Here is a 13,738-nt window from a genome sequence, read left to right on the forward strand (position 1 = left end):
CCGAGGCGACCGCGCCCCGGGGCCTTTCCATTCCTGAGGAGGCATCGCCATGAGCAAGCTGGGAACCCTGACGATCGGCCAGGCGCCGCGCGCCGACATCACGCCGATCCTCGACGAGGTGCTGGATGCGCGGCTGGCACGGTGCCATGCTGGCGTGCTCGACGGCCTGAGCCGCGCCGAGATCGAGCGTGGCTTCGTGGCGGAAGCCGGCAAGCCCGTGCTGATCACCAAATTGCTCGACGGCAGCGCAGTCGTCATCGACCGGGCCCGTACGGAGGCGGCGGCGCAGGACAAGCTCGCGATGCTGGAGGCCGAGGGCTGCTCGACGATCCTGATGCTCTGCACAGGCCATTTCGCGAGCCTGAGGACGCAGGCGGCGCGCCTGATCGAGCCCGATCGCATCCTGCCGCCGACCGTGGCGGCGCTGGTGCAGGGCGCTGAGCTCGGCATCATCGTGCCGCTAGCCGAGCAGATCGCGTCCGAGGCCGGGAAATGGGTGCCGCTCGGCCGCGCGCCGCTCTATGCCGCCGCCTCGCCCTATGGCGGGGAAGGTGCGTCGGTCGCGGAGGCCGCTCGTGAGCTTGCGGGGCGCGGTGCCGAAATCCTGCTGATGGACTGCATGGGCTTCGTCGAGCGGCATCGCCGCGAGGCGGCTGAAGCCGGCTTGCCGGTCATCCTCTCCAACAGCCTGATCGCCAAACTGGTCTCCGAGATCGCCTGACGCAAGCAAGCTTGGCGTGGCTCTGCCGGCTGCACGCGGCCAAAAAAGAAAGGCCCCCGAAACGGGGGCCTTCGCGTTTGCGAAAAAGGCTGTTCGTATTTATCCGCGGCCCTGTGGCAATTGCGTCACGATTTCAGGCCTGCTTGCCGCGGCTTCAGCGCTGCGCCGGCTGGCTGGCATAAGCCGCTGTCGACCGATCCAGGCTGGACGTCCTGAGGCCATTGGCGCGACGTGGCGGCAGCGGGGCGCTGGTGGTGGTCGGCGATGCCGGAACCACCGACACGACCGGCGCGGAGGCGGTGGCGACGCCCTGGTCGGCCGTGCCGCCGAAGACCGGCATGAAGCTGAGCGCGCGCTGCAGGAACGGCTTGTCCTCAGCCGGAGCGGCGGGGACGACCGGGGTGGACGAGGCGCTCGCCAGCACCGGCCCCTGCTGGGGATTGCCCGGAACGACCTTGGCGAGCTGCGTGGCGGCGGTGGCCGCAGCCGGGCGCGGGGCCAGGGCGGGCTTGGCTTCAACGGGCTTGGCGGGCTCCTCGACCGGCGCGGACGCGACGGCGGCGAGGATTGCGTCGTTCTCGGCTGAGGCGGCGCGCACGGTCGCCTTGGCCTTGCCGCTGTTGTCGAGCACGACGACGCGCGGACCGGAGGCGAGTGCATCCTCGCGGCTGATGCCGACATCCTTCGACCCCCAGGAGGCCGAGCGGTTCAAGGCATCGGCGCCATTGGAGGCGAGCGCGCGCTTGAATGAGGCGTGCTGGTCGCCATCGTCATAGATCAGCTTGATCGCGGGCGTGCCCTTGGCGACGAGCGAGGCGACCTGAACCTCGTCCTCGCGGCGCTTCTCGGCGACGGCGGCCGGGGCCTGGCCGCCGTTGAAGACATAGCGGCCACCGGCGACGGACACGGCCGGTTCGTCCTTGGTGACCTCGAAATAGTCGGAGCCTTCTTTCAGGTTCCTCCAGAAGGCGATGTTTGGGTCGAGCCGGTGCTTGGCCAGGTTCTGCGCCGTCATCCGGAAGGGATAGGCCTGCATCTGCACGGCGCGCTGGCCGGCATTCTGGGCCTCGCGGACCAGCGCATAGATCTCGCCGATCTGGTCGTCCGTCATCGAATAGCAGCCGGCCGAGGAGCAGGCGCCGTGCACCATCAGATGCGCGCCGGTGCGGCCATAGGAGCGGTCATAGGCGTTGGGATAGCCCATGTTGAACGAGACGTAATAGGACGAATTCGGGTTCATCTGCTGGGGCGCGATGGCATAGAAACCCTCCGGCGCCATGCGATCGCCCTCGCGGACCTTCGGGCCGAGCTGGCCGGACCAGCGGCACATCGGATAGGTCTTCAGCAGGGCGTATTGCCCGTCTGCCTTGCGCTTCCAGACTTCGAGCTCCGATTCCTTCTTGAAGGAGCGGATGATGATCGGCTGGTCCTTGCTCATGCCCTTCTCGGACATCAGCGCATAGGTCGCGCTCGGAATCGGGATGTTATGGCGCGCGGAGCCGCGATAGCGGTCTTCCTCGCAGGCAGCTAGCGTCAATGCAACAAAAGCCACGAGCGCGAGTTGCTTGATTGCCACGTCGTCAATCCCATCGAACGGCAGGCCGGGGCGCGACCTGTGACTTCGCATGACGGCCAAATTGTGCCCGTCGACTCGTTTTAGATGCGTTAGCCTTGAGGGTTCCTTACCATAGGCTCCCCGAGTCTGGCCACATGGTCAACGCGGGGTAAAGAACCCTGGCTTTCGCGGGTGCGAGATGCTCGCTCCCGAGAGCGCTCAGAGATTGCGGCCGATCGCCAGGAACTTGTCGGCGCGCTGCGCGACGATGTCCTCGCCGGAAAGGCCGGCGAGATCGCCGAGCGCGGCGGCGATGGCGTCGCCCGCGCGGTTGATCGCGGCCTGCCCGTCACGATGGGCGCCGCCGGTCGGTTCCTGGACGATCCTGTCGATGATGCCGAATTTCAGCAGGTCCTGCGCCGTGATCTTCATGCCGGTGGCGGCGTCCTGGGCGCGGGCGGTGTCACGCCAGAGGATCGAGGCCGCGCCTTCCGGCGAGATCACCGAATAGATCGCATGCTCCATCATCATGACGCGGCTGGCGGCGGCGATCGCGATCGCTCCGCCCGAGCCGCCCTCGCCGATGACCAGCGCGACGCTGGGGGTCCGCAGGCCGAGCCAGGCCTCGGTCGAGCGGGCGATGGCCTCGGCTTGGCCGCGCTCCTCCGCCTCGATGCCGGGATAGGCGCCGGCCGTGTCGACGAAGCTCAGGACCGGCAGGCCGAAGCGGTCGGCCAGTTCGGTCAGGCGCACGGCCTTGCGGTAGCCCTCGGGCTTGGGCATGCCGAAATTGTGCCGGATGCGGGTCTCGGTCGAATCGCCCTTCTCCTGGCCGATGACGCAGACCGGCTCGCCCCGGAAGCGGCCGAAGCCGCCGACGATGGCCTCGTCCTCGCCGAAGGCGCGGTCACCGGCCAGCGGGGTGAATTCGGTGATCAGTCCGGCGCAGTAATCCTTGAAATGCGGGCGCTGCGGATGGCGCGCGACCAGCGTCTTCTGCCAGGGCGTCAGCGCGGCGTAGAGGTCCTTGAGCACCTGGTTGGCGCGGGCGTCGAGCTTGCCGATCTCCTCCGACAGGGAGATGCCGTCGCCGCGTGCCTCCAAGGCCCGCAGCTCGTCCGCCTTCGCCTCCAGCTCGGCGACCGGTTTCTCGAAATCCAGATAGCTACGCATCGTGATCCAGTTCAGATTCCGCGCCAAAAGCGGGCGGAGCGGCGGTTTTACAGCAAACCGGGCTTGAAAAGCGGCGGACCTTGGCCGCGACCCGGCGAAATTGTCAACCCGTTCCTGGCCTCGCAGGCGGGTTTGCCGCACGCGGCGTCGGCGAGGCCTGCGGCAGGAGGACGGGTCTCAGCGCGAAACTGCGCCGCGTCGCGCGCAGGGGTGCGCGCCGGTAGAACTGCTTGGTGGCGTCGATGATATGGACGCCGGCGAAGGGCAGCGACAAGCCCGCACCGATCTGCTCCCACGCCCGGGCCGATCGCATCAGCAGCCGCTTTTGCAGTGGCGGGACATAGAGCGCCTCGGTCCAATGCTCCGGCGAGAATTCGGCGCCGCGCATCAGGGCGGAGAGCTGGCGACGGCTGAACGGGCGACCCTGGCCGAAGGGCGTGCCGTCCATGCGGGCCCAGAGCCCGCGCCGGTTGGGCACGACGAGAATCATCCGCCCGCCGGGGTTGAGCACGCGCGAGACCTCTTCCAGCAGGTCGTCGGGGCTTTCGGTCTCCTCCAGCGCATGGACCAGCACGACCCGGTCGATCGAGGCGGTCGGCAAGGGCAGGAGCGTCGGTTCGACCAGCGCGGAGGCTGAAAGGCCGGGCGAAGGCCAGTTCACCACGCCCTGGGCTGCCGGCATGAAGGCGATGGTCCGCTCGGCCTGCATGCCGAGCACGGAGAGATAAGGCGTCGAATAGCCGAGGCCGAGCAGGCGCTGGCGCGCGCAATCCGGCCAGAATCGCAGCATCGCCCGGCCGATGAAGCGCCGGGCCACGTGGCCAAGCGGGCTCGCATAGAAGGCGCGCAGGTCGACGACGTCGAGAGGCATGGCGCCTGACATGGAACGCATGAGGCCCGAGCGCAAGGGCTGCCCCGAGACGATGCCGGGTTGATCGGCGGCCGGGCATGGCCCATGCAGGGCGCATGACCGCTCGCCGTTCCGGTGGGCCGACCCTGCCGGAGGAAGCCATGCCGCTCGACCTTCACGTCTTCCGCACGCTCAGCGACAATGCGGGCGCGCTGCTTCATGACCCCGCCAGCGGTGCCTGCGCCGCCATCGACGTGCCCGAGGCGAGCGAGACGCTTGCCGCCGCGAAGGCGAAGGGCTGGACGATCAGCGACATCTTCATCACCCATGCCCATCACGATCACACGCAAGGCGTCGCCGAGGTGAAGCAGGCAACCGGCGCGAATGTCGTCGGCCCGGCGGATGCGCGGACCAGCGCGCCGCTCGACCGGGTCGTCGGCGAAGGCGATAGCGTGGCTTTCGGCGGCGAAAATTTCGAAATCTGGCACACGCCGGGCCATTCAGACGGGCATCTCAGCTTCGTCGGGCGCGGCGCGAAACTGGCGCTGGTCGGCGACGTCGTCTTCGTGATGGGCTGCGGGCGCGTTCAGCCCGGCCAGATGGAGCGGATGTGGACTTCGCTCTCGCGCCTGATGGCTTTGCCCGGCGATACCCGCCTGCTCGGCGGGCATGACTACACCCTTGCGAACGCCCGCTTCGCCCGGTCGGTCGATCCGGCGAACGAGGCGCTCAAGGCGCGCTTCGCCGAGGCCGAGAAGGCCAAGGCCGAAGGCCGGTTCTGGGCGTTGACCACGGTCGCCGAGGAAAAGGCGACCAATCCGTTCTTCCGGGCCGGCGAGCCGGCGCTGGCCGCGGCCGTCGGGTTGGCCGGCGCTGCGCCGGGCGCGGTCTTCGCGGCGCTGCGTGACGCCAAGAACCGGTTCTGATCATGGCGATGCAGCTCGACGGACTGACGGCGGCGGAGGTCATTCGACTGCTCGACCTCAAGCCCCATCCCGAAGGCGGGCATTATCGCGAGACCTTTCGCGATCCGGCCGGGCCGGAGGGGCGGGGGTTCTCGACCGCGATCTATTATCTGCTCGATACCGGCGAGACCTCGGAATGGCACCGGGTCGATGCCGCCGAGATCTGGCACCATTATGCCGGGGCGCCACTGGTGATCACGGTCTCGCCCAACGGCCATGACGCTTCGGCTCATCATCTCGGTACCGAGCTTGCTGCCGGCCAGCGCCCGCAATTCGTGGTGCCGGCCGGCTGGTGGCAGAGCGCGACCTCGCTCGGCGCTTGGACGCTGGTCGGCTGCACGGTCGCGCCGGGCTTTGAATTCAAGGGCTTCGAGATGGCGCCGCCGGGCTGGCGGCCGACACCGCGCAAGCCATCCGGGGGGTGAGATGCTGACCAAGACGGACAACAGCGAATTCGTGCTCGGCTGCGAGCGGCGCATCATCAATGCCTGGCCGGCGCTGTCGACGCTCGTCGTCGGCGACTGGGTGCTGCGCTTCGCCAATGGCTATTCGGGCAGGGCCAATTCGGCGACGCCCCTGAGCTATGGCGCGGAACTCGACGGCGCGATGCTCGATCTGATCGAGGAGCTTTATCGTGCGGACGGGCTGACCCCCGCCATCCGCCTGACGCCGCTGGTGGCGGACGCGACGCGTGCGGCGGTGCTGGAGCGCGGCTACCGGGTCAAGGACAAGTCCTTCGGCCAGATCGCGCCGCTCGCCGGCTTTACGGCTTCGGAGGAGGCGGAATTGCAGATCGAGGCGCGGCCGAGCCAGGAATGGACGGCCGGCGCTGCTGCGCTGCAGAGCGGCAACAAGACCCATGCCGGCAATCTCGCGGCCGTCATCGAGCGGGTGAAGATGCCGGCCGCCTTCGGAACCTGGCTGGTCGAGGGCGAGGCGGTCGCCTTCGGCATGAGCGTCGCCGAGCGTGGCATGGCCGAGGTCGGCCTGATCTGCGTCCATCCCGACCATCGCGGCCATGGCTATGGCCGCAGGATCGTGCAGGGGCTGATGGGCTGGGCCGGGGCGATGGGCTGCCACAGCGCCTATCTGCAGGTCGAACAGAGCAATGCGGTCGCGATCAGCCTCTATGGCAGTCTCGGCTTCCGCACGCTCTACCAGTATGAGACGCGCATTCTCGATTGAAGCGCTTCAACGCGTCAGCAGCGCCGTGCCGTAGAGCCCGAGGCCGAAGATGGTGTGGCTGACGAAGTTCAGCAGCCGGATCTGGCCGGCATTCGGCTTCTTCGAGGCGGCGACGCCCATGCCCATTCCCGGCTGCAGGATGAACCAGCCGCAGCCGATCGTGACCCAGCCGACGATCAGCGCCGGCAGCAGGGTCGGGTTGCGAGCCCAATCGGCACCGGCGATTGCCAATACGATGCCGGCGAAGGCGATGCCGACGAGGTAATGGCAGATCCAGCCGATCGCGAGCTCGCCGGCAACGGGCTCCGACCTCGCGATGTCGTCGTGCCGGATGCGGCCGCGTGGCAGATGCGCGAACCAGCGGCCGGGCATCGCCCAGTTCGGCTTGGGGAAACCGAAGAGGCGCAGGAATTGAGCCCAGATATCGGTGAGCGCGGTCGCGCCGATGCCGATGATCACCATCCGTAAAATCAGATCCGACACGTTCCATCCCCCAGGCCGCATCGAGGCAGCTTCCCTCCTGTTGGAGCGGCGTTCGCGGCGGCGGTCAACCGCCGGGGCGAGCCGGCTGCGCGCAGGCGGGCTGCATGCGGCGCATCGCCCCGTCGGCGGAACCCCGGCAGGCTCCGGCGGGTTGCCTCCGCTGATCCGCATCGACCGAGGGGGAAAGACATGGCCACGGCGACCGCCGAGACGTCACGCAATGCGGCCAAGGCCGCCACAGGGCCGCATGGCGCGAGCGAGCTGCCTTCGGTGGTGGTCACCAGCTATAATCTGGAGGTGCGCGACGATGACGGCTTCGTCGGCGACAAGGCGAGCCGCGGCGCCTTCATCGAGCATCTCGACGCGCTGCGCAGTCATCTCAAGCGCAACGGCGACGATCCGCTCGAGGGCAAGACGGCCGAGATCAGCAAGAAGGAACTCGACGCCCTGATCAAGGAGGGCGATGCGAAAGAGGCTGCACTGGTGCTCAGTGCCGTCGAAGGCTTTGCCCAGTCGCTCGCCTTTGTCATTCGCCGCTTCGCGCGGCTGAAGAGCTGGGCGGATATCGAGCGTATCGTGGTGGGCGGAGGTTTCCGCGAGAGCCGCGTCGGCGAGCTCGCCATCGCGCGTGCCGCCATCATCCTGCGGACCGACGGGCGCGATCTCGATCTCGTCCCGGTCAGCCATCATCCCGACGAGGCCGGGCTGGTCGGCAGCGCCCATCTCGCGCCGAAATGGATATTCGAGGCCTATGACAGCCTCGTCGCCGTCGATATCGGCGGTTCGAACATCCGCGCCGGGATCGTCGAGCTCAGGCAGAAGAAGGCGCCCGACCTGAGCAAGGCGCGGGTCTGGAAATCGGACCTCTGGCGCCATGCCGATGAGGAACCGAGCCGCGACGAGGCGATCCAGCGGCTGGGCGAGATGCTGCGCGAGCAGATCGGCAACGCCGAGAAGGAGGGGTTGCGGGTCGCACCGTTCATCGGCGTCGGCTGCCCCGGCCTGATCCAGCCGGACGGCGCGATCGATCGCGGTGCGCAGAACCTGCCCGGCAACTGGGAAAGCAGCCGCTTCAATCTCGTCGACAGCATCCGCGCGCTTGTTCCGGAGATCGGCGAGCATGAGACCGAGGTCGTCATGCACAACGACGCGGTGATCCAGGGACTGAGCGAGATGCCGGCGATGCAGGATGTCGAGAACTGGGCCGTGCTGACGATCGGCACCGGCCTCGGCAATGCGAGCTACCACAATCGCGTCAAGGCGAAGGGCAAGGGACGCGACTGAGGGGCAAGCCGACAAAAGCGCTGCTTTCGCCATCTTCAGGTCGTGTTTTGCGGCGATGAGGCGGCGGGGTCCGTCTCCCCACCCCGTTCCATCCGCAAGCTCGGAAGTCCTTCGTGCCGGTCGAATTCCGCTCTTCATCTTGCCTTGCGCGCATGGCTGTGCCGAGGGTCGAGTCGGAGCCGAATCATTCGGCCGGACAGGGCCTCACCACCATGGCAGCGCATAGGGCGCACGCATCGTTCAGGGGTCTGCAAGGCCTGCTGACGGCTTGCCTCGTTCTTCTGGTCTTGACGCTCTCTGTGGCGGGCCCGTCCTTCGCGCAGGCGCCGGCGGAGCCGGGCAGCCTTCGCGCCCGGCTGGACATCGTTCGCGCGGATCTCGCCCAGATCGAGACGACGCTGGCCTCGCCCGATCCGAGCGACGCCGAATTGCAGCGGCAGCGTCTGCGGCTGCAACCCTCGCTCGACCAGCTGCGCCTGATCGTCGACGAGCAGACGCCGAAGGTCGACCAGGCCAAGCTCAGGCTCGACCAGCTCGGTCCCAAGCCGGAGGCGAGTGCACCGGCCGAGAGCGCGGAGATCGTCCGGGACCGCGAGGCGCGCGCCAAGGCCTATGCCGACGCCGACGAGACGCTGAAGATCGCCAGGGCCTCGCTGCTCCAGGCCGAGCAATTGCAGAGCAGCATCGGCGACAAGCGCCGGGACATCTTCGCAAAGCAGCTGTTCGCCGCCGGCCCTTCCGTGGCGAACCCCGAGGTCTGGGGCAACGCGATCGCGACGGCGCCGGAAGACCTGCGCGCCTCCGGCTATATCTTCGGCGGCTGGCTGGAGGGCGTGAGCGATGCCTTTTCCGGCACGCGCGGCACCGTGGTCGCGCTCGCCCTGATGGGCGCTCTCCTGCTCTATCTGGCGCGGGCACGCTATCTGCCGCGCTTCAAGGCGCGCTTCAGCAACACGCAGGACACCGGCAACCTGCACTGCCTCTATATCGCGCTCGCCCATATCATCGCCGGCGCGGCGCCGCCGGTGCTGGCGAGCTGGCTGATCTACAAGGCCCTGAACACGACCGGGCTTTTGCCGCCCCGCATCCAGCCGGTGATCTGGGCGGTCGTCGTCGGCCTGGCCTTCTTCGCCTTCGTGCAGGCGCTGGCCGACGCGCTGTTCGCGCCGTCGAGCCCGCAGCGGCGCCTCGTCAAGGTGATGGATACGACGGCGCGCAGCGTCGTCTGGATCGCCGGTTCGCTTGCGGCCGTCATGTCCATCGGCAAGGTCTTCGAGGCCTGGCTGCAGGCCATCGCCGCCGGTCTCGCCGTCTCGATCATCGTCAAGGCCTTCTTCGCCATCCTGTTCGCGCTCGCCCTGATTGCCGGGCTCTACCGGATTCGCGACGATGACGACGTCGAGCAGGAAGCCTGCCTCGGTCCTTACGTCCCGGTCGACGGCGCGAGCCTGGGGCCGGTACGCATCCTCGGCTGGATCATCGGCTTCGGCATCATCGCGGCGGCGCTCGGCGGCTATGTCGTCTTCGCCGCCTTCCTGGCCGAGCAGGCGCTCTGGATCGGCATCGTCGCCTGCCTGTTCCTGCTGGTCTTCCAGTTCATCGACCTCGGCATTCCGCGCCTGCTCAGCGGCAAGGGCCGCTTCGCCCTGACGCTGAAGGCGGGTATGGGCCTGCGCGCCGCCACGCTCGACAAGATCTCGGTCGTCAGCGTCGGCGTGCTGAAGCTCTTGCTGATCGCGGTGACGCTGCTGCTCATCCTCGCGCCCTGGGGGCTGGAATCGAACGACTTCCTCGTCTCGCTGCGAGCAGCCTTCTTCGGCTTCCAGGTCGGCGGCGTCACGGTCTCGCTTTCGACGATCGTCGTCGGCGCGATTGTGTTCGCGATGGGAATCGGTGCGACGCGGGCGATGCAGCGCTGGCTCGATAACCAGTTCCTCCCGACGACGGCGCTCGATCCGGGCCTGCGCAACTCGATCACCACGGCGGCCGGCTATGTCGGCTATATCGCGGCGGCGGCGATCACCGTCACGGCGGTGGGCCTGAGCCTGGAGCGCCTGACGCTGGTGGCGTCGGCACTCTCGGTCGGTATCGGTTTCGGCCTGCAATCGGTGGTGTCGAACTTCGTCTCGGGGCTGATCCTGCTCTGGGAGCGGCCGATCCGGGTCGGAGACCAGGTGCTGGTCGGCGACATCGAGGGCATCGTCAAGCGCATCAATGTCCGCTCGACGGAGATCGCGACCTTCGACCGGGCGACCGTGATCGTCCCGAACTCGAACCTGATCTCCGGCGTGGTGCGCAACCGCGTCCGCAACGACCGGACTGGGCGCGTGCTGATCGCGCTCACCGTGCCGCGCTCGCTGGATGCCGGCCAGGTGCGGGCGATGCTGTCCGAGGTCGCCTCGAACCATGGCGATGTCATGCAGAAGCCGCCGCCGGCCGTGATGTTCAAGAAGTTGGGCACCACGACGATGGATTTCGAGCTGATCTGCGTGGTCGGCGATGTCGAGATCACCGGCCGGGTCAACAGCGACCTGAACTTCGCGATCCACAAGCGCCTTGCCGAGATGGAGCCGGCCGCCTCCGTGCCCGAATTGATGGTGCGCGGCCTTGAGGGCGTCGAGCACTCGCTTGGCAGCATCGCCGCGGCGGTCGGCCGGGGAGATGGTCCGCGCAGCCGCGCGAAACGGGAAGCGCCCGCTCCGGTACGCCGCTCGCGTAAGCCGGTAGTGGCGGAGGAGCCCGAGGACGAGGAGGCCGAGGCCGCCACGCCTGCTCCCGCGCCCGAGCCCGCCAAGGACGACAGCAAGGAATGATCGGATGCCCAGCTTTCTGCGCCACATCGCGGCTTCGCGCGCGATGACCTGCCCGGCGGCGCTTGCCGGCGCGCTCGCTCTCCTCGGCGTCGCCGGCTGCGCCGAGCCGCAGCGCCAGGGCCAGCCGGCCTTCTATCGCGATCTCGGCTCGGCCTCGGCCCGTGTCGATACCGAGCAGGCGCGGGCGATGATCTCGGCCTACCGCCTCAATGCGGGCCTCGGCGCGCTGACGCTCGACCCGGCTCTCGTCGAGGCCGCCCAGCGCGAAGCGACCGTCATGGCCGGATCGGACAAGCCGGCCCAGGCCGATGCGGTCAAGGCGCGCCTCGCGCGGGAAGGCCAGGCCGGAGCCGAAGCCAATCTCTCGGCCGGCTACCGCCGTCTCGCCGAGGCCTTCTCGGGCTGGCGGGATTCGCCCCAGCATGATCGCGTCATGAAGGACGCGAAGGCCAAGCGCATGGGGATCGCCACGGCCTATGCGCCCGGCTCGAAATATCAGGTCTACTGGGCGCTGATCGTCGCGCCATAGCCGGCAGCAGCTCTGGCGGCGTCCGCCTTTGCCTGAGCAGCAAGCCTATGGACCGAGCGCGTATCAAGCCCGCAGCTTCATCCGCGACGCTCCCGCCAATGGCTGTCAGCTGCGAAGCCCTCGGGCCCTTACCGAATGGTGCGGGTGCGGCTAGCCTGCTTCCCATGCCTCCGCGATCCCGCAAGCCGATCTCCCTTCCTGTCGAACAGGCCCGCCGCCTCTGGCTTCATGCCCAGCGGCTCGACCGGCGCGACCCTTTCGGGGCGGGGCCGGACGCCGCGCGCGCCGCGATCGAGCATCTCGGCTATGTCCAGATCGACACGATCAACGTGATCGAGCGCTGCCACCATCACATCCTCTATGCCCGCATCCCCGCCTACCGCCGGGCCGATCTCGCCCATCTGCAATCGGTCGGAAAGAGCGTCTTCGAGTACTGGACGCATGCGCTGGCCTACGTGCCCACCCGTGACATCCGCTATTTCCTGCCGGCGATGAAGGCGCATCGCGAGGAGCCGAAGCGCTGGTCGGCGGTCGGCGCCCGCGAGGAGACGCGCAAGCTGCTCCGCCGCATCCGCAAGGACGGCGCGCTGTCGATCCGCGATATCGAGGAGGAACTGATCGAGAAGGCGCATCTCTGGGCCAGCAAGAAGCCGTCCAAGGGGCTGCTGGAACGGGCCTTCTACGATGGCGAGCTCGCGATTTCGGCGCGGGCCGGCATGGTCAAGACCTATGAACTGTTCGACCGGCATTTCCAGTGGGAGAAGAAACCGACCCCGGCGAGCGAGCGGCAGATCACGGCCTATCTGCTCGACCGGGCGCTTCGGGCGCAGGGGCTGGTCAGCCTCGATTCGATCTGCCATCTCGACGCGCCCTCGAAGAAGGCCGTGGCCGAACTGATCGCCGCCCGCGTCAAGCGCCGGGACCTCGTTCCGGTTGCCGTGGAAGGTGCCGGCAAGACGCAGCACTGGGCCGCTCCGGCCGCGCTGGAACCGCTTGCTGCGCCAGGCGAGACGCTGATCCATATCCTCTCGCCCTTCGATCCGTTGATGATCCAGCGCAAGCGAGCGAAGCTCCTCCTCGACTATGCCCATGTCTTCGAGGCCTATCTGCCGAAGGAGAAGCGCGCCTATGGCTATTTCGGCCTGCCGGTCCTGGCGGGGGAACGGGTCGTCGCGGTGCTCGACCTGAAGACCGACCGGGCGGCCGGCACGCTCCTGATGCAGCAATGGACCTGGCTCGAAGGCTGCGAGGCGCCGGCGCTGAAGATGGCGATCGAGGAAGAACTGCAGCGTTTCGAGCGCTTCCAGCTCGGGCAGAACGAGGCCGTGGCCGAGCCATTGCCCGAGATCACAAAAATGCCGGCTTGATCGTCGCTGTTGCCCGACAGGGGAGCAGAGGCACAAGGCCGGATGACGAGGATAGCGCGATCGGCGGTGCCTGCCCGCGACAGGGCCGCGGCCTGAACCATGGCGGTCGCGCTCCCGGCACGGCCCTCGATGCCCGCTCCGGGCCTGCCAATCGCCGTGATCCTGCATGCGGCGCTCCTCGCGTGGCTGGCTGCTTTCGCGGTCCAGAGCTTCGATCTGGCGCCGGTCACCGAGCAAAGCATCGAGGTCGAGTTGCAGACTCCCGAGGAGTTCGAAGCGCTGACCCGGCCCAGGCGGCCGCCGGTCGTTGCCATTCCCGCCCCGGCAGCACCGGTGCTGCCGGACGCTCTCCCGAAGCCGGATGAGCCTGCTCCAAATGCCTTGCCCGCTCCAGGTGCCTCGCCTGCTCCGGTCGAAGCAGATGGCATGATCCATCCGCCGCGCATGCTGTCGCAGCGGGTTCTGGCCGATCCGCGCAGCCGCGAGACCGTCGCGCTGCTGCTGCGGCTCGCGCCGGACGAGCGCGTCGAACAGCTCTGCGGCCTGGAAGCGATGGGCCAGATCCATGACTGGCAGCGCAGCTTCGAGCCGGATCGCGTCACCGCCTATGCGCAGGCGAGCACGAAGCTCTCAGGCCGGGTCCTGACGGCGGAGGGCGCGGCCTTTCGCAGCAAGCGGAGCTGGTACGGCCTGCGCTTCGCCTGCACCGTCTCGGCCGACCTGAAGCGTGTCACCGCCTTCGCCTTCCATGTCGGTGAGCCGATCCCGAGGGAAAGCTGGGAGGCGCTCGGCCTGCCGGCCGTGCATTAAGCT

13 protein-coding genes are annotated in these 13,738 nt (G+C 68.2%); 9 read left to right on the forward strand and 4 right to left on the reverse strand.

Going from position 1 to position 13,738, the window contains the following annotated elements; translation table 11 throughout:
* Positions 1 to 49 precede the first annotated feature (49 nt).
* Complete coding sequence (locus AC1RLU_RS17805) at positions 50 to 721, forward strand: AroM family protein (RefSeq protein WP_492797182.1); 672 nt, start codon at positions 50 to 52, stop codon at positions 719 to 721.
* 154 nt (positions 722 to 875) lie between these two features.
* Here the strand turns inward: AC1RLU_RS17805 and AC1RLU_RS17810 are convergent, their stop codons facing one another.
* The 3 genes from AC1RLU_RS17810 to AC1RLU_RS17820 form a co-directional block, all read right to left on the reverse strand.
* Complete coding sequence (locus AC1RLU_RS17810) at positions 876 to 2,297, reverse strand: L,D-transpeptidase family protein (RefSeq protein ID WP_492797183.1); 1,422 nt, start codon at positions 2,295 to 2,297, stop codon at positions 876 to 878.
* 198 nt (positions 2,298 to 2,495) lie between these two features.
* A complete protein-coding gene (locus AC1RLU_RS17815) occupies positions 2,496 to 3,449 on the reverse strand; it encodes an acetyl-CoA carboxylase carboxyltransferase subunit alpha (RefSeq protein ID WP_113584152.1) in 954 nt (317 codons plus the stop codon).
* A 103-nt stretch (positions 3,450 to 3,552) separates the two neighbouring features.
* On the reverse strand, positions 3,553 to 4,320 hold the full coding sequence (locus AC1RLU_RS17820; protein WP_061966063.1) for a class I SAM-dependent methyltransferase: 768 nt from the start codon (positions 4,318 to 4,320) through the stop codon (positions 3,553 to 3,555).
* Positions 4,321 to 4,460: 140 nt separating this feature from the next.
* Between AC1RLU_RS17820 and gloB the strand changes: the two genes are divergently transcribed.
* From gloB to AC1RLU_RS17835, 3 genes are read left to right on the forward strand one after another with little or no spacing between them, the layout of a single operon-like run.
* Positions 4,461 to 5,225 carry a hydroxyacylglutathione hydrolase gene (gloB, locus tag AC1RLU_RS17825; RefSeq protein ID WP_492797658.1) on the forward strand — a complete coding sequence of 255 codons (765 nt, stop codon included), beginning with the start codon at positions 4,461 to 4,463 and terminating at the stop codon, positions 5,223 to 5,225.
* An 8-nt stretch (positions 5,226 to 5,233) separates the two neighbouring features.
* Positions 5,234 to 5,689 carry a cupin domain-containing protein gene (locus AC1RLU_RS17830; RefSeq protein WP_061966066.1) on the forward strand — a complete coding sequence of 152 codons (456 nt, stop codon included), beginning with the start codon at positions 5,234 to 5,236 and terminating at the stop codon, positions 5,687 to 5,689.
* 1 nt (position 5,690) lies between these two features.
* Positions 5,691 to 6,449 (forward strand): GNAT family N-acetyltransferase, encoded by a 759-nt coding sequence (locus AC1RLU_RS17835; protein ID WP_492797185.1) that lies wholly within the window; start codon positions 5,691 to 5,693, stop codon positions 6,447 to 6,449.
* A 6-nt stretch (positions 6,450 to 6,455) separates the two neighbouring features.
* Here AC1RLU_RS17835 and AC1RLU_RS17840 read toward each other — a convergent pair whose 3' ends face one another.
* On the reverse strand, positions 6,456 to 6,953 hold the full coding sequence (locus AC1RLU_RS17840; RefSeq protein WP_492797187.1) for a DUF2938 domain-containing protein: 498 nt from the start codon (positions 6,951 to 6,953) through the stop codon (positions 6,456 to 6,458).
* Between the two features lie 168 nt (positions 6,954 to 7,121).
* On the opposite strand from AC1RLU_RS17840, the gene AC1RLU_RS17845 reads away from it, so the two are divergent.
* From AC1RLU_RS17845 to AC1RLU_RS17865, 5 genes are all read left to right on the forward strand, one after another.
* On the forward strand, positions 7,122 to 8,216 hold the full coding sequence (locus AC1RLU_RS17845) for an ROK family protein (protein ID WP_492797188.1): 1,095 nt from the start codon (positions 7,122 to 7,124) through the stop codon (positions 8,214 to 8,216).
* Positions 8,217 to 8,515: 299 nt separating this feature from the next.
* On the forward strand, positions 8,516 to 11,029 hold the full coding sequence (locus AC1RLU_RS17850; protein ID WP_492797190.1) for a DUF3772 domain-containing protein: 2,514 nt from the start codon (positions 8,516 to 8,518) through the stop codon (positions 11,027 to 11,029).
* A 4-nt stretch (positions 11,030 to 11,033) separates the two neighbouring features.
* Positions 11,034 to 11,558, forward strand: a complete 525-nt coding sequence (locus AC1RLU_RS17855) for a CAP domain-containing protein (RefSeq protein WP_244512125.1) — start codon at positions 11,034 to 11,036, stop codon at positions 11,556 to 11,558.
* Positions 11,559 to 11,722: 164 nt separating this feature from the next.
* Positions 11,723 to 12,925 (forward strand): winged helix-turn-helix domain-containing protein, encoded by a 1,203-nt coding sequence (locus tag AC1RLU_RS17860; RefSeq protein ID WP_492797192.1) that lies wholly within the window; start codon positions 11,723 to 11,725, stop codon positions 12,923 to 12,925.
* Between the two features lie 99 nt (positions 12,926 to 13,024).
* On the forward strand, positions 13,025 to 13,735 hold the full coding sequence (locus AC1RLU_RS17865) for a DUF930 domain-containing protein (protein ID WP_492797194.1): 711 nt from the start codon (positions 13,025 to 13,027) through the stop codon (positions 13,733 to 13,735).
* Positions 13,736 to 13,738: the final 3 nt, after the last annotated feature.

This window comes from Allobosea sp. GW822-FHT05A11 (assembly GCF_058800455.1).